Here is a 16,130-nt window from a genome sequence, read left to right as displayed (position 1 = left end):
TCGGGTAATTCGATTAGACGTCGAATGTACGGTCACGTCGAATGCACTGTGGGGGTTGGATATGGATCGCCGGAAAATGCGAGCAGCAGGCTTAGCGGCGGGTGGCGTGATTCTTGCCGCCTTCGGATTGTCACTCGGTAGCGGAACAGCGTCGGCCGCGACGTTGGATTGTTCGGCGCGCGGCCAAGATCAGACGATCGTCGACGGGTCATCCGCATGCCGAGCGGTGGCAGATCCCTCCAGTTACGCGATTTCACACGTGGAGGGCGATGGCGTCGGCGTCGCCGATTCGCGAGACGGTGGCCGGTCGGCGGGCGTCGGACTCTTCGGCGGCGTTGCTGCAGCGGAGTCGCGCGGTGGGCTGCTTGCCGCCGTTGCGTACGGCCCGGGTTCGCTCGCACTCGGTCGCACAGACTCCTCACCCTTTGCCGTGGTGCTCAGCGGACCTGGCGGCAGAGCGGCGGTGGGTGACGCGGACGTCGGGGCGATCTGCTCGGGTGGTCCCACCCTTGTTTTCAACCTTGCCACAGGTCAGGGATGTGTCAGCGACGGCACTTCGACGTGGGTCACCCCGTGAGTGCACCCCGGTCCTGAGCCTCTTGCGTGACAGTGGTCACAATGGTGTCAAGCTCCTGCCACCGATCCGGTGACCGGACAACTTGAATCAGCGGGGATCGGAGGACGCGATGGCTCCCAATGCACGACGGGGTTCGCTCGCCCGGGTGGAGGTGCCTTCACGCACCGAGCTGTATGTGGACCGGCGATTCCTTCCCTTGGCCGACCGCTTCTTCGCGATGTATCGCCAACCGCAACAAGGCGGCGGCGCGCTGGTCGTGTACCTGGGCGGCGAGAAAGTTCTCGACATCTGGGCCGGCAATGCCGACCGCGACAGGCGCTGGGACCACGACACGGTGTCGCTTTCCTTCTCGACCGGCAAGGGCGTGGCCAGCACCGTCGTTCATCGACTCGCCGAACGCGGGCTGATCGACTACGACTCTCCGGTTGCTCAGTACTGGCCCGAATTCGCAGCGGCCGGCAAGGACAAGATCACCGTCCGGGAACTGATGTCACATCGCGCGGGCCTTCACCGCGTTCGCGGCCTGATGCCGCATCCCCTCGACCTGATGGACTACTACGCGGTCGTTGCCGCCCTGGCTGCCGAGAAGCCGGATCCGCGTCGGCTTCGAGGCCCCGGCTATCACGCTGTGACCTACGGCTGGTTGGTAGCCGAACTTGTGGCCAGGGTGTCCGGTCAGCCGTTCATCGACGTCGTACAAGCGGAGATAGCGAAGCCCCTCGGAGTCGACGAATTCTGGTACCGCGTACCCGAAACCGAGCGCCCACGGATCGCGAAGCTGTTCCCACATATCAACCCTGCGGGCTTGAACTGGGCCTTCGCGTCTACCGTGCTCTCACACGTCGGTCCGACTCGCGGACTCGCGGAGGCCGCGATGCCGGACGGTTTCGACGTCATGGTGCGCAACCCGGCTGTCCACGACGCCGTCATGCCGGGCTGGAACGGAGTGTTCAGCGCGCGTGCTCTCGCGAAGATGTACGGCGCCATCGCGAACGGCGGCGTGATCGACGGGAAGCGGTTCCTGAAGGAATCGACCATCGACCAGATGTCGACCATCCAGACTCGCGATCGGGATTACGTGCTGGCGGTGCGGCCCAACTGGACTCTCGGTTACCACCCGCCGATCATTGCCGCGCGGCGGCAGCCGCGGAATGCGATAGGCCACTACGGAGTCGGCGGTTCAGGCGCGTATGCGGACCTGTCCAGCGGACTCTCGCTCGGTTTCACCACCAACAGGTTGGGTAGTGCTGTGACAGCTCTCGGTGATCTTCGCCTTGCGAGGCTCGGCGCCGAGGCGCAGGAGTTGGTTCGTCGAATCTGACACGAAGGGAATGCCATGAGCAGCAACGTGTACCGGGTGACCGAGATCGTCGGCTCGTCCACCGAGAGCAGTGACGCGGCAATTCGCACCGCCATCGCCCGGGCGAACGAGACGGTGCGCAACCTCGAATGGTTCGAGGTGGTGGAAACTCGCGGCCACATCGAGAACGGCGCCGTGGCGCATTTCCAGGTCACGTTGAAGGTCGGCTTCCGGCTCGACGGCGACGAATCCTGAACCGTTCTTCATGAGTGTTGATCTCACGGCGGCCGTCGGGTTCATGGCGGGACATGCCAGGACTCTCGATCGGCATCGGCTGAATTTGATTCTCGGACAGGGTGACCGGGCCGCGGCTTGTGCGGCCGTGGACGGTTATCGCAACCCGGACGGTGGGTACGGCTGGGGACTCGAACCGGATCTTCGCTCGGCAACCAGCCAACCCGGCGGAGCGCTGCATGCCTTCGAAGCCTTTGCCGACATCGGAACGCCGACGCCCAGAGCGGTCGAACTGTGCGACTGGTTGCAGACCAATTCGCTGGCAGGCGGCGGTTTGCCCTTCGCCTTCTCGATTGCCGACCCAGCCGGGTGTGCGCCCTTCTGGGTGAGCGCGGACCCGTCGGCGCCGTCGTTGCAGATCACCAGCATCGTGTGTGCTGCAGCGGCTCGCGTTGCCGAATTCGACGAGGCCGTCGCCGAACATCCGTGGTTCGCCTCTGCCGTTCGATATTGCCTCGACGCGATCGACGGGGCGGATTCTCTGCATGCCCTCGAGCTCGCCTTTGCCTTGCAGTTTCTCGACGCGGTTCACCGGAACAGTCCCGAAGCGTCGTCGTTGGTGAGCACTCTTGGTTCGCGTATCCCGGCTGACGGCTTGGTTCACGTGGACGGGGGAGCCGAGGGCGAATTCATGCGGCCCCTCCATTTCTCACCGCTTCCTGGTGGTCCGACTCGCGTGTTGTTCGATGCAGCGGTGATCGACTCCGAACTGTCCGCGCTCGCTGCACGGCAACACGACGACGGCGGCTGGGCGGTGGATTTCGACAGCTATTCGCCCGCCGCGGCGTTGGAATGGCGAGGTCACGCCACCGTGCAGGCGGTATGGCTGCTGAAGCGCAATGGGGTGATCTGAAAACGATTCTCGCGCCAAATTGGAACACGTTATAGTCTGGGAATCAGTTCGTGCTTCGTGTTTCAGGGATAGGGGAATGTCATGGCGTATGTGATCACGCAGCCGTGCTGCAACGACGCCTCGTGTGTTGACGTGTGTCCGGTCAATTGCATTCACCCGACACCGGACGAAGCTCCGTTCGCGACCACCGAAATGCTCTACATCGATCCCGACACCTGCATCGATTGTGGTGCGTGTGTGGACGAGTGCCCGGTCGAGGCGATCTTCCCGGACAACGAACTCGATGAGGACGACGCGCCGTACCTGCAGATGAACGCGTCGTACTTCGAGAAGCATCCGATGGGCCCGGATTGGCCCGAGCCGATCACGATGGCCAAGATCGATCCCGAACTGGGAACGCTGAAAGTGGCGATCATCGGCTCCGGCCCCGCAGCCTGCTATGCGGCGATGGAACTGACCGGCAAGCCTCGCGTCGAGGTCGACATGTTCGATCGGCTTCCCACTCCCTACGGATTGGTGCGCGCCGGCGTGGCTCCGGATCATCCCGGAACCAAAGGCGTCACCGACCAGTTCCGCGCCGTGGTCGCGAAAAAGACCGTGCGCTGCCACTTCAACGTCGAGGTGGGTACCCACATCTCGCATTCGGAACTCTTGGACCATCACCACGCAGTGATCTACGCGGTCGGCGCTGCCGGGGATCGCAAGCTCGAGATCCCGGGCGAGGAACTGCCGGGAAGTCACGCTGCCACCGAGTTCGTCGCCTGGTACAACGGCCACCCGGGATATGCCGATCGGACTTTCGATCTGTCCGGCGAGCGAGCAGTGATCGTCGGAAACGGCAACGTCGCACTCGACGTCGCTCGCATCCTGGTGACCGACCCGGACCAGCTCGCGAAGACGGACCTCGCCGAGCATGCATTGGAAGCGCTGCGTAACAGCAAGATTCGTGAGGTCGTCATTCTCGGGCGGCGCGGGCCGGCGCAGGCCGCGTACACCAATCCCGAACTGTTGGCCCTCGGACAGATGGCGAACGTGGACGTAGTCGTCGACCCGATCGAAGCCGAACTCGACGAGGCCAGTCAGGCGTTCGTGGACAGCGATGCCGCGGAGCCGTCCGTGCTGCTCAAGGTCAAGCAGGCGCAGGAATTTGCTTCCCGTACCGCAGATCCTTCCCGCAAGCGGATCGTTCTCCGGTTCCTCACCTCGCCCGTCGAGATCCTCGGCGACGGTGCAGTCGCACAGGTGCGGATCGTGAAAAACGAGTTGGTGGCAACGCCGACCGGTCAGCTCTCCGCCCGGCCTACCGAAACCGAGGAGACGATCGACACCTCCCTGGTGCTTCGGTCGGTCGGATACCGCGGTACACCGATGGCCGACTTGCCCTTCGACGACGCTCGCGGCGTGATCCCCAACGAGAACGGTCGCGTGATCGACACCGAGACCGGCACGCCGATCCCGGGTGTCTACGTCGCGGGTTGGATCAAGCGCGGACCGACGGGCGTGATCGGCACCAACAAGTACTGCTCCGCCGAGACGGTGTCGATGATCTTCGACGACTTCGCTGGTGGGCGCCTCGCCACGCCGACCGAGGACGCTGACAAGTTGCAGGTTCTGCTGGCAGATCGGTCGCCGGATCAGGTGGACTACCAAGGTTGGCAGCGGATCGACAAGGCAGAACGAGCATCCGGTGCCGCCGCCGGTCGACCGCGAACCAAACTCATCTCCATCGAATCGATGTTGGCGGCTGCTCGCAGCGAGGGATAGCAACATTTGGGCGAACATCCGAATTGCTCGATTGCCGCATTTGTGTGTTAATGACTATGGAAATGTGCGGTTTGCTCTCTTTGGCGTGCTCGGGTGTGTAGGTGTGCGCCCGGCGGGCGCGTCCGGATGGTGCATCGGCATCGGTACCAGGCGGGTGTCGATGCCGGCCGCGCAAACTCCACGTGAGTACGTGGTCATTCGAGCGAAGGTAGTGACATGGGCAGCAAACAGGGTCGTCGGACGTCACGGGTTGCCGTGGCAATCGTCGGAGCGGTGGCTGCCGGCCTGGCTCTCGCCGGACCTTCCGCGGCCGTTCCTCTCTTCCCCGGTGGACCGGACATTCCGTTGCCCGTCATTCCCGGCGTTCCGTACCTCGATCCGGCGATTCCGGTTCCGGGCATCCCGGGTACACCGATTCAGGCTCCCATCGGCGCTCCCAACTTCTCCGCGCCGTCGCTCAACCCGTCGGCGGGTGAGACAGTCGGCATCGCGCAGCCGATCATCATTCGTTTCAACGAGGCAGTCGGCGACCGTGCCACGGCCGAGCGCGCGATTCGCGTGACCACCGATCCTCCGGTCGATGGCAGCTTCTACTGGATCAACGACAGCCAGGTCCGTTGGAAGCCGGCACAGTTCTGGCCGGCGAACATCTCCGTGACCGTCGACGCCGGTGATTCGCACTCCACGTTCAACATCGGTGACGCCCTCGTCACCGTCGCGGACGACAACACCAAGCAGGTCACCGTCACCCGCAACGGTGAGGTCGTGCGCACCATGCCGACGTCGTTCGGCAAGCCGGGGCACGAAACACCGAACGGCACGTACATCGTCGGCGAGCAGCTGCGCGACATGTACATGGATTCGTCCACGTACGGCGTTCCGATCGATTCTCCCGAGGGTTACCGCACCTACGTCGAGTACGCGACACGAATTTCCTACAGTGGCATCTTCGTCCATGCCGCTCCGTGGTCGGTAGCGCAACAAGGTTTCACCAACGTCAGCCACGGCTGCCTCAATGTCAGCACCGAGGACGCCAAGTGGTTCTTCGAGAACGCAGGCAAGGGTGACCCGGTGATCGTGCAGAACACCGCAGGTGGAGTCCTCAGCGGCGCCGACGGATTGGGTGACTGGAACCGCTAGACATCGACGAGGAAGGCCCTGCGCGAGAAGTATTCGCGCAGGGCCTTTTTCGTGTCGCGTTCAGCTCGAGTGTCTTGTACGTTCACCATTCATTCGTTGCGAGCGGTCAGACTGCCTCAGTGAGATCGAGTCCGGAAAGAACGCTGCCCACATCAGGCAAGCCAGGTCTGTGGAGCAGACCATGGCGTGATTACGCGCTCTTTGCGCTCTTGGTAGGTCCCAATCTCGCGTTGCTGATCTTGTTCACCTATCGCCCGCTGGTGGACAACATCCGACTTTCGTTCTTCGACTGGAACATTGCGGACCCGAAGGCGACGTTCATCGGGCTGAGCAACTACCGCGAGTGGTTCGGACGAAGCGACACCTGGCAGATCGTCACCAACACGGTGGTATTCACATTGGTCACAGTGGTGGGTTCGATGGTCATCGGTCTGGCGTTGGCCATGCTGCTCGATCGCAAGCTCGTCGGGCGAAACCTGGTCCGGTCGGCGATCTTCGCGCCGTTCGTGATCTCCGGTGCAGCGATCGGTGTCGCGTTTCAGTTCGTCTTCGACCCCAACTTCGGTCTGATCCAGGATCTCCTGCACCGTGTCGGACTCCAATCGCCCGACTTCTATCAGGATCCCCACTGGGCGCTGTTCATGGTGACGGTGACATACATGTGGAAGAACCTCGGCTACACGTTTGTCATCTATCTCGCTGCGCTGCAAGGAGTTCGGCAAGAATTGAACGAAGCCGCCGAAATCGACGGTGCCAAGCCGTGGACCAAGTTCCGCCGGGTTCTCCTACCTCAGTTGCGCCCGACGACGTTCTTCCTCTCCATCACCGTCATGCTCAACTCGCTCCAGGTCTTCGACATCATCAACGTCATGACCCGTGGTGGCCCGCTGGGTACAGGGACGACGACGATGGTCTACCAGGTGTACAACGAGACATTCCGAAACTTCCGGGCGGGTTACGGCGCGACGGTTGCCACCATCATGTTCTTGATCCTGCTGATCATCACCGTCTACCAGGTTCGTGCCATGGATCGGGGAGAAGAGAAATGACAGCGGTAGAGGAAAAGAAAAGCGCTGCTCCGACTTCCGTCGTCCGGCCCGGGCCGGATCGCAAGAACGTGGACCGGCGTGAGGTCGGTGTGAAGATCCTCGGCTACGCGGCAATGGTGATCGCCTTGGTCATCATCGTCCTGCCGCTCTACTGGATCGTGATGACCTCGTTCAAGGAGCGTCCGGAGATCTACACGCAGCCTGCAACGTGGTGGCCGTCGTCGCTGCATCCCGAAAACTATTCCGAAGCAACGACATCGGTTCCGTTCTGGATGTTTCTGCGGAACTCGATAGTGATCACGACGATACTGTCCGCGGCGAAGTTCGTTCTGGGGACTCTCAGCGCCTATGGGCTGGTGTTCCTGCGCTTCCCGGGGAAGAACTTCGTCTTTCTCGGAATCATCGCCGCATTGATGGTTCCGAACCAGATCACCGTGATCTCGAATTACGCACTCGTGGCAGAGTGGGGCTGGCGTAACACGTTCCAGGGCATCATAGTTCCGCTCGCGGGTGTAGCCTTCGGTACGTTCCTCATGCGCAACCATTTTCTCTCGATACCTTCGGAGATCGTCGAGGCAGCGCGGATGGACGGCGCCGGCCACTGGCGGCTTCTCTGGCGCGTGGTGCTCCCCGTTTCCGGGCCCACGATGGTGGCGTTCGGCATCATCACGGTGGTCAACGAATGGAACGAGTACCTGTGGCCGTTCCTCATGTCCGACGATTCCTCGGTGGCGCCGCTGCCGATCGGATTGACCCAACTGCAGAACAACGACGGACTCACCAACTGGGGTCCCGTCATGGCAGGAACGGTACTGACGATGCTACCGATCCTGGTGATTTTCCTTCTGCTGCAACGACACATGATCAAAGGCCTCACCTCCGGTGCGGTCAAGGGCTGACAGCTTTTCCCGTCACATTTCTTTCTCGAGGAGCAGTAATGGCAAACATGAACAGACGCGGATTTCTGAGCCTCGGCGGTGCAATCGCCGCCGGCGCAGCACTGACCGCGTGCGCGGGATCCGGTGGTTCCAGCGCTGATGCTGCGGGAACATCCGGTGCGTCGGGTGAGTCCAACACCATCACCTTCTGGTCGAACCACCCGGGTAAGTCCACCGACGTGGAGAAGGAATTGATCAACCGCTTCCAGACCAAGTACCCGGACTTGAAGGTCAACTTGGTGGACGGCGGCAAGAACTACGAAGAGGTGGCGCAGAAGTTCAACGCTGCTCTCTCCGGCGGAGATGTTCCCGATGTGGTTGTGCTGTCGGATGTCTGGTGGTTCAACTACGCACTTGCCGGGGCAATCGAGCCGCTCGACGGACTCTTCTCCGAGGTGGGCGTCGACTCGGCCGACTACGTCGACTCGTTGCTCGCCGACTACCTGTTCCAGGGCAAGCACTACGCACTTCCCTATGCGCGGTCGACGCCGTTGTTCTACTACAACAAGGCGGTCTGGTCGCAGGCCGGACTTCCCGACCGTGGGCCTGCAACGTGGCAGGAGTTCGACGAGTGGGGACCTGAGCTGCAGAAGGTCGTGGGCAACGGCAAGTTGGCACACGGGTGGGGCAACGCGAAGGATTACCTCGGCTGGACCTACGAAGGCCCCATCTGGACCTTCGGCGGATCGTACTCCGACCAGTGGAATTTGCAGCTCGACAACGAGAAGACCATTGCCGCAGGGCAGTTCCTCTCCAGCATGATTCACGACAAGAAGTACGCCGCGGTCTCCACTGACATCGCAAACGAATTCGGTACGGGCATCCTGGCGTCGACCATCGCGTCGACGGGTGACCTGTCCGGCATCAAGAAGACTGCCAACTTCGACTTCGGCACCGCGTTCCTCCCGGCGGTGGACGGAACTCCCGGTTGCCCCACCGGCGGCGCCGGACTTGCCATCCCGTCCAAGATCTCCGATCAGCGTAAGAAGAACGCGCTCAAGTTCATCGACTTCATCACCAATGGTGAGAACACGGCGTACTTCTCGCAGAACGTCGGCTACATGCCGGTCCGCAAGTCGGCAACGTCGGAGCCGAGCATGAAGGCATTCCTCGACGCGAATCCGAACTCCCGTACCGCTGTGGATCAGCTTTCGCGTACGCGCTCGCAGGACTACGCACGCGTGTTCGTCCCGGGTGGCGATCAGATCATCGGCACCGGACTCGAGCAGATTGCTCTCCAGAAAGCCGACGTCGCATCGACATTCGCCGGCGTTGCCACCCAGTTGCAGCAGATCATCGACCGGCAGATCACCCCAAAGCTGCCGAAGTAGTAGGAGAGAACACTCATGGCCAACGTGCAATTCGCGGGAGTCACGCACCGCTACGAAGGAACCGATCGACCGGCAGTCGACCGTCTCGACCTCGACATCGCCGACGGTGAGTTCCTGGTACTCGTAGGGCCTTCCGGTTGCGGTAAGTCCACCAGCCTGCGAATGCTCGCCGGTCTCGAATCCGCGTCGGACGGCCGGATCGAGATCGGCGGCACGGACGTCACGCATCTCGCGCCGCGAGCACGTGACGTCGCCATGGTGTTTCAGAGTTACGCGCTGTACCCGAACATGACCGTCGAGCAGAACATGGGTTTTGCGCTCCAGAACGCGGGAGTGGGAAAGTCCGAACGGCGCGAGCGGGTACTCGAGGCAGCACGGATGCTTGAACTCGAACCGCTGCTCGGACGTAAACCGGCAAAGTTGTCCGGTGGGCAACGTCAGCGAGTTGCCATGGGTAGGGCCATCGTTCGCCATCCCAAGGTGTTCTGCATGGATGAGCCGCTCAGCAATCTGGACGCCAAACTACGCGTGAGCACGCGGTCGCAGATCGCTGCCTTACAGCGTCGACTCGGCACCACGACGGTCTACGTCACCCACGATCAGGTCGAGGCGATGACGATGGGGGACCGGGTGGCGGTGATGCTGGACGGTCGTTTGCAGCAGGTGGCGAAGCCGCGGGAACTTTACGACAACCCCGTCAACACCTTTGTGGCCGCCTTCATCGGATCGCCCGGCATGAACCTGATCGAAGCGCCGGTCGAGGGTACCGTCGCAGTGCTCGGTGACCTGCGGATTCCGCTGCCCACCGGGGCGTCCGAGCGGGAGCGGGTCGTCGTGGGAGTGCGTCCCGAGTCGTGGGATCTGGTGGGAGCGTGGCGAAAGGGCTCGCTGGCCGTGGATGCCGACCTGCTTGAAGAGCTGGGCGCCGAATCGTTCGTCTATGCAAAGGGTGCCCCGGATTCGCAGTGGCAGAGCCGATCCGGCCGAATTGTTATTCGCGTCGATCGGAAGATGTCGGTGGCACCGGGGGAGTCGCTTCATCTGCTGCCCAAGGCCGGCGAGGTGTACTTCTTTTCCGCGGAGACCGGGGTACGTCTGTAGCGATACTGTGTGCGGCATGACCGTCGCACGTTCGCTATTGCTGTTCGTACTCGCCGCGCTGCTCGAGATCGGGGGCGCGTGGTTGGTGTGGCAGGGAATTCGCGAGCACAAGGGCTGGATCTGGGTAGGGCTCGGCGTCATCTCGCTCGGTCTCTACGGTCTGGTCGCGACCATGCAACCCGATGCGAACTTCGGGCGCATCCTCGCCGCGTACGGCGGGATCTTCGTAGCGGGTTCACTGCTGTGGGCGGTGGTGATGGACGGATTCCGCCCGGATCGTTTCGACATCGCCGGTGCGCTGATCTGTCTGGTCGGCGTCGGGGTGATCATGTACGCCCGGTAGGGCCTTCGGCCCCGTGCGCGCTCAGGGAGTCCAGGGGGTCCTCGAGCGCGCACAGGGGCTTGCCCTTGCTACCAGATCTTCACACGCTTCTCCGGCTCCAAATACAGTGCGTCACCGGGCTTGACGTCGAACTCCTCGTGGAACGTGTCGAGGTTGCGGACGACGCCGTTGCACCGGAACTCCGGCGGCGAGTGCGGGTCGACGGCCAGACGGCGAAGCGCTTCGGCCTCACGGGCCTTCGTGCGCCATACCTGCGCCCACCCGAAGAACACGCGCTGCAGACCGGTGAGTCCGTCGATGACCGGAGGTTCGGTACCTTCGGTCGCGATCTTGTACGCCGCGATCGCGATCGACAGCCCGCCGAGATCGCCGATGTTCTCGCCGATCGTGAATTCACCGTTGACGTGGTGGCCCGGCAGTTCCTTGGGCTCGAACTCGTTGTACTGCTCGATGAGAGCCTTTGTGCGCTTGCCGAATTCGCTACGGTCCTCGTCGGTCCACCAGTCGACCATGTTGCCGTCGCCGTCGTACTTGGCGCCCTGATCGTCGAAGCCGTGCCCGATCTCGTGGCCGATGACGGCGCCGATGCCCCCGTAGTTGGCGGCATCGTCGGCTGCGGCGTCGAAGAACGGCGGCTGGAGAATGGCTGCGGGGAACACGATTTCGTTCATGCCCGGGTTGTAGTACGCGTTGACGGTCTGCGGCGTCATGAACCACTCGTCACGGTCCACGGGGCCACCAAGCTTGGCCAGGTCACGGTCGTACTCGGCGGCGTATCCACGACGGTAGTTGCCCACCAGATCGGTAGCCGAGACATCGAGACCTGCGTAGTCGCGCCACTTGTCGGGGTAACCGATCTTCGGGGTGAACTTCTCGAGCTTGGCCAACGCGGCCTCGCGAGTCTGCGGGCTCATCCACTCGAGGTCGGAGATGTTGCGGCGGTACGCCTCCTGCAGGTTGGCGACCAGTTCCAGCATGCGGGTCTTCGCCTCAGCGGGGAAGTGACGGTCGACGTAGAGCTTGCCGACGGCCTCGCCGAGCAGATCCTGAACCAGGCTGACCCCGCGCTTCCAGCGCTCACGGTTCTCTTCGGTACCCGAGAGCGTGGTGCCGTAGAAAGCGAAGGTCTCGTCGACCAGCGCCGAATGCAGGTAGGGGGAGCGAGCGTGCAGCACCTTCCACGCCGACCATGCCTTCCAATCGTCGAGTGACTCCGACGCCCAGAGTGCGGTGAAGGTGTGCAGGAAATCGGGCTGACGGACCACGATCTCGGCGAACTTCTCCGAATCGGCGCCGAGACCGGACAGCCATGCCGCCCAGTCCAAACCGGGGTTCTGCTCGGTCAGTTCCTCGAAGCCCACGAGGTTGTAACTCAGATCTGCGTCACGACGCTTGACGACGTCCCAATGCCCGGCCGCGATCTTCTTCTCGAGTTCGAACACACGCTGTGCGTCGTAGCCGACGCCGGCGAGGGTGAACATCTTGTCGATGTGCGCGACGTACTTCTCGCGGATCTCCGCGTAGTTGTCCTCGCGGTAGTACGACTCGTCGGGCAGGCTGATTCCCGACTGGCTGAAGTGGATCAGGTACCGCTCGGAATTCTTGGCATCGGTGTCGACGTAATGCGAGATGGCACCGCCGACGCCGACGCGCTGGTGGCGTCCGATCACGGTGGCCAACGACGACCGGTCCGGCGCATCGGCGACGGCGTCCAGTTCGTCGTCGATGGGGCTGAGGCCCGCGGCCTCCACGGCGTCGGCGTCCATGAAGCTCGAGTACAGGTCGCCGATGCGCTGTGCATCGGTACCGGCGGCAGAGTTGGACTCCGCGGCTTCGGTGATGATGGTCTGTACGTCTTCTTCGGCCTTGTCGTAGAGCGTCCGGAAGGCCCCGTCGACTGCGCGGTCTGCCGGAATCTCGTATTCGGCGAGCCATTTTCCGTTGACGTGGACGAACAGATCGTCCTGCGCCCGTGTGTCGCCGTCGAGGTGGGTGAGGTCGATGCCTGAGCGATGAGCCGTGGTCATTTCTCCATCCTTACACGATCATGACGAACTGCTCGGTGTGTGCGTGATCGCTCCACACCCCAGTTCATCTCTTGTGCTGGGCAACGTCGGTACCGCATGGCACGATCGAATACGTGACCAGCAGACCTGCCGCAGATCCGCACCTGCAGGACCTCGCGCGACTACGACGCGTGCGTGACCGTATCGACCGGGAGTACGCGCGGCCTCTGGACGTGGAGGCGCTCGCGCGGGGAGTGAACATGTCTGCGGGGCATCTCAGTCGCCAATTCCGTCAGGCGTACGGCGAACCGCCGTACGCATACCTGATGACCAGGCGAATCGAGCGCGCAATGGCGTTACTGCGCCGCGGGGACCTCAGTGTCACGGACGTCTGCTTCGAAGTCGGCTGCAGCTCTCTCGGCACTTTCAGCAGTAAGTTCACCGAATTGGTAGGGGTCCCGCCCAGCGTCTATCGGCGCGAGGCCGAGCAGTCGACGGCCGGAATGCCGTCCTGCGTGTCCAAACAAGTCACCAGACCGATCAGGAATCGAGAAGCGCAGAACCCACAACCGCAATTAACGTGATCGCCATGGACATCACCATTCACTCGAGTTTCCTTCCGCAGGACGACCCTGACGCCGCCCTGAACTTCTACCGCGACACCCTCGGCTTCGAGGTGCGCAACGACGTCGGATACGACGGGATGCGTTGGATCACGGTGGGGCCGCCCGGCCAGCCCGGCACCTCCATCGTGTTGCATCCGCCGGCCGTCGATCCCGGAATCACCGACGACGAGCGCCGCACCATCATCGAGATGATGGCCAAGGGCACGTACGGCGGACTTCTTCTGGCCACCAAAGATCTGGACGATACGTTCGAGCGGCTTCAGGCCGGCGACATCGACGTCGTCCAGGAACCGACCGAGCAGCCGTACGGCGTTCGCGATTGCGCCGTCCGCGACCCAGCGGGAAACCTGATCCGTATTCAAGAACTGCGCTGAGCCCGTCAACTGCGCTGAGCCCGTCAACTGCGCTGAGACCGTCGGCGATCGACTGACAGATGGAGACACGATGACTGCCCTGCACACTGCAGACAGCCACGATTTGATCCGCGTGCAAGGCGCGCGGGTGAACAATCTCGAAGACATCAGCGTCGAGATCCCGAAGCGGAGGCTGACGGTATTCACCGGCGTGTCCGGTTCGGGAAAGAGCTCGCTGGTGTTCAGTACGATCGCCGCGGAATCGCAGCGGATGATCAACGAGACCTACAGCGCTTTCGTTCAAGGATTCATGCCGACGCTCGCGCGGCCGGACGTCGATGTTCTCGACGGCCTGACCACCGCGATCATCGTCGATCAACAGCGGATGGGCGTCGACCCGCGCTCGACAGTCGGAACCGCCACCGACGCCAACGCGATGCTCCGTATCTTGTTCAGCCGTCTCGGAAAGCCTCACATCGGTTCGCCTCAGGCGTTTTCGTTCAACGTGGCCTCGATCTCCGGAGCAGGTGCGGTCACGATGGAACGCGGCGGACGTCAGACGAAAGAGCGTCGTAGCTTCAAGATCACCGGCGGCATGTGTCCGCGATGTGAGGGACGAGGGGCGGTCAACGATTTCGATCTGACCGCGTTGTACGACGACACCAAGTCGCTCAACGAGAGTGCGATCACGGTCCCCGGCTACAGCATGGAGGGTTGGTACGGCCGGATCTACCGCGGCTGCGGTTTCTTCGATCCCGACAAGCCGATCAAGAAGTACACCAAGAAGGAACTGAACGATCTGCTCTACAAAGAGCCGACCAAGATCAAGGTCGAAGGCATCAACCTGACGTACACGGGTCTGATTCCGCAGATTCAGAAGTCGTTCCTCGCCAAGGACGTCGACGCGATGCAGCCCCACATCCGGGCGTTCGTCGAGCGGGCGATCACGTTCACCACCTGCCCCGAATGTGACGGGACGCGTTTGAGCGAGGGTGCGCGGTCGTCGAAGATCAAGGGCGTCAACATCGCCGACGCCTGCTCGATGCAGATCAGCGATCTCGCGGAATGGGTCAGCGGTCTGAAGGAACCATCGGTCGCGCCTTTGCTCACGACGCTCGGCGAAACGCTCGACTCCTTCGTGGAGATCGGACTCGGCTACCTCAGCCTCGACCGTCCGTCGGGAACGCTGTCCGGTGGTGAAGCTCAGCGCACCAAGATGATTCGTCACCTGGGTTCCTCGCTCACCGACATCACGTATGTATTCGACGAGCCCACTACCGGCCTGCATCCGCACGACATCGCGAGGATGAACGATCTTCTGCTGCGCCTGCGGGACAAGGGCAACACCGTGCTCGTTGTCGAGCACAAGCCGGAGACGATCGTGATCGCCGATCACATCGTCGACCTCGGTCCAGGCGCGGGTAGCGCCGGCGGAAACGTCTGCTTCGAGGGCACAGTCGATGGCTTGCGAGCCAGCGATACGGTCACCGGGCGTCACTTCGACGACCGGGCCGCCCTCAAGGAGACCGTGCGGGAGTCCACCGGAGCAATCGAGATTCGTGGAGCGAACTCACACAACCTCCAAGATGTAGACGTCGACGTACCTCTCGGCGTACTGGTCGTGGTGACTGGTGTGGCCGGATCGGGTAAGAGTTCGCTGATCCACGGCTCGCTCGCGAAACGCGAGGACGTGGTGTCGGTCGATCAGAGCGCGATCCGCGGCTCCCGTCGGAGCAACCCGGCAACGTACACCGGGCTGCTCGACCCGATCCGCAAGGCATTCGCGAAGGCAAACGGCGTGAAGCCGGCGCTCTTCAGTGCCAACTCCGAAGGCGCCTGCCCGACGTGCAACGGCAACGGCGTCATCTACAGCGACCTGGCGATGATGGCCGGCGTTGCCACTCTCTGCGAGGAGTGCGAGGGCAAGCGCTTCCAGGCGGAAGTTCTCGAATACAAATTCGGTGGCAAGGACATCAACGAGGTTCTCACGATGTCGGTGGCCGAGGCCGAGGAGTTCTTCGGCGACGGTGAGGCCAAGACGCTCGCTGCGCACAAGATCCTCGTCCGACTGGTCGACGTTGGGCTCGGGTACCTCACGATCGGCCAGCCGTTGACGACGCTGTCGGGCGGTGAGCGTCAGCGCATCAAGCTGGCGACGCACCTCGGCGAGAAGGGTGGCGTGTACGTCCTCGACGAGCCGACCACCGGACTGCACCTGGCCGACGTCGAGCAGTTGCTCGGCCTGCTCGATCGACTCGTCGATTCCGGTAAGTCCGTCATCGTCATCGAGCACCACCAGGCCGTGATGGCGCACGCCGACTGGATCATCGACCTCGGCCCTGGTGCCGGTCACGACGGCGGTCGGATCGTCTTCGAAGGCACTCCCGAGGAGCTCGTCGCCGACGGCTCCACCCTCACCGGAAAGCACCTCGCGGCATACGTCGGCGGCTGACCT

The 16,130-nt window shown here is 62.7% G+C and carries 15 protein-coding genes; 14 read left to right on the top strand and 1 reads right to left on the bottom strand.

Features of this window, described 5'->3' with window-relative positions; translation table 11 throughout:
• Window positions 1-61: 61 nt before the first annotated feature.
• The 11 genes from B0E55_RS09270 to B0E55_RS09220 all read left to right on the top strand — a co-directional run bounded on the left by B0E55_RS09270 (window position 62) and on the right by B0E55_RS09220 (window position 10,690).
• A complete protein-coding gene (locus B0E55_RS09270; RefSeq protein ID WP_020970725.1) occupies window positions 62-577 on the top strand; it encodes a DUF6764 family protein in 516 nt (171 codons plus the stop codon).
• Between the two features lie 109 nt (window positions 578-686).
• Window positions 687-1,898 carry a serine hydrolase domain-containing protein gene (locus tag B0E55_RS09265; protein ID WP_080909585.1) on the top strand — a complete coding sequence of 404 codons (1,212 nt, stop codon included), beginning with the start codon at window positions 687-689 and terminating at the stop codon, window positions 1,896-1,898.
• A 15-nt stretch (window positions 1,899-1,913) separates the two neighbouring features.
• On the top strand, window positions 1,914-2,132 hold the full coding sequence (locus B0E55_RS09260; RefSeq protein ID WP_003939815.1) for a dodecin: 219 nt from the start codon (window positions 1,914-1,916) through the stop codon (window positions 2,130-2,132).
• Between the two features lie 10 nt (window positions 2,133-2,142).
• The gene (locus tag B0E55_RS09255; protein WP_080909584.1) at window positions 2,143-3,024 is read left to right on the top strand and encodes a hypothetical protein; all 882 of its coding nucleotides are present in this window, start codon (window positions 2,143-2,145) and stop codon (window positions 3,022-3,024) included.
• Between the two features lie 81 nt (window positions 3,025-3,105).
• Complete coding sequence (locus B0E55_RS09250) at window positions 3,106-4,788, top strand: FAD-dependent oxidoreductase (RefSeq protein ID WP_080909583.1); 1,683 nt, start codon at window positions 3,106-3,108, stop codon at window positions 4,786-4,788.
• A 216-nt stretch (window positions 4,789-5,004) separates the two neighbouring features.
• Window positions 5,005-5,928, top strand: a complete 924-nt coding sequence (locus B0E55_RS09245; protein WP_019745219.1) for a L,D-transpeptidase — start codon at window positions 5,005-5,007, stop codon at window positions 5,926-5,928.
• Window positions 5,929-6,002: 74 nt separating this feature from the next.
• Window positions 6,003-6,977 carry a carbohydrate ABC transporter permease gene (locus B0E55_RS09240; protein WP_080909582.1) on the top strand — a complete coding sequence of 325 codons (975 nt, stop codon included), beginning with the start codon at window positions 6,003-6,005 and terminating at the stop codon, window positions 6,975-6,977.
• The gene (locus tag B0E55_RS09235) at window positions 6,974-7,876 is read left to right on the top strand and encodes a carbohydrate ABC transporter permease (RefSeq protein WP_003939837.1); all 903 of its coding nucleotides are present in this window, start codon (window positions 6,974-6,976) and stop codon (window positions 7,874-7,876) included. Before B0E55_RS09240 ends, B0E55_RS09235 begins: the two co-directional genes overlap by 4 nt.
• Before the next feature lie 38 nt (window positions 7,877-7,914).
• Entirely contained in the window at window positions 7,915-9,246 is a 1,332-nt protein-coding gene (locus tag B0E55_RS09230; protein WP_019745217.1) for an ABC transporter substrate-binding protein, read from the top strand.
• Window positions 9,247-9,261: 15 nt separating this feature from the next.
• On the top strand, window positions 9,262-10,347 hold the full coding sequence (locus B0E55_RS09225) for an ABC transporter ATP-binding protein (RefSeq protein ID WP_019745216.1): 1,086 nt from the start codon (window positions 9,262-9,264) through the stop codon (window positions 10,345-10,347).
• 16 nt (window positions 10,348-10,363) lie between these two features.
• Window positions 10,364-10,690 (top strand): YnfA family protein, encoded by a 327-nt coding sequence (locus B0E55_RS09220; RefSeq protein WP_003940244.1) that lies wholly within the window; start codon window positions 10,364-10,366, stop codon window positions 10,688-10,690.
• A gap of 68 nt (window positions 10,691-10,758) precedes the next feature.
• Here B0E55_RS09220 and B0E55_RS09215 read toward each other — a convergent pair whose 3' ends face one another.
• The gene (locus B0E55_RS09215; RefSeq protein ID WP_080909581.1) at window positions 10,759-12,717 is read right to left on the bottom strand and encodes a M13 family metallopeptidase; all 1,959 of its coding nucleotides are present in this window, start codon (window positions 12,715-12,717) and stop codon (window positions 10,759-10,761) included.
• Window positions 12,718-12,830: 113 nt separating this feature from the next.
• Between B0E55_RS09215 and B0E55_RS09210 the strand changes: the two genes are divergently transcribed.
• From B0E55_RS09210 to B0E55_RS09200, 3 genes are all read left to right on the top strand, one after another.
• Window positions 12,831-13,280: a helix-turn-helix transcriptional regulator gene (locus B0E55_RS09210; protein WP_019745214.1), complete on the top strand. Its 450-nt coding sequence runs from the start codon at window positions 12,831-12,833 to the stop codon at window positions 13,278-13,280.
• Between the two features lie 5 nt (window positions 13,281-13,285).
• Window positions 13,286-13,696 (top strand): VOC family protein, encoded by a 411-nt coding sequence (locus tag B0E55_RS09205; protein WP_020909044.1) that lies wholly within the window; start codon window positions 13,286-13,288, stop codon window positions 13,694-13,696.
• A 70-nt stretch (window positions 13,697-13,766) separates the two neighbouring features.
• The gene (locus B0E55_RS09200) at window positions 13,767-16,127 is read left to right on the top strand and encodes an ATP-binding cassette domain-containing protein (RefSeq protein WP_019745212.1); all 2,361 of its coding nucleotides are present in this window, start codon (window positions 13,767-13,769) and stop codon (window positions 16,125-16,127) included.
• The last annotated feature ends 3 nt before the right edge of the window (window positions 16,128-16,130 follow it).

The sequence above is a fragment of the Rhodococcus sp. 66b genome, assembly GCF_002076325.1.
Lineage (GTDB): Bacteria > Actinomycetota > Actinomycetes > Mycobacteriales > Mycobacteriaceae > Rhodococcus_F > Rhodococcus_F erythropolis.
This window is presented reverse-complemented; position numbering and strand designations above follow the sequence as displayed.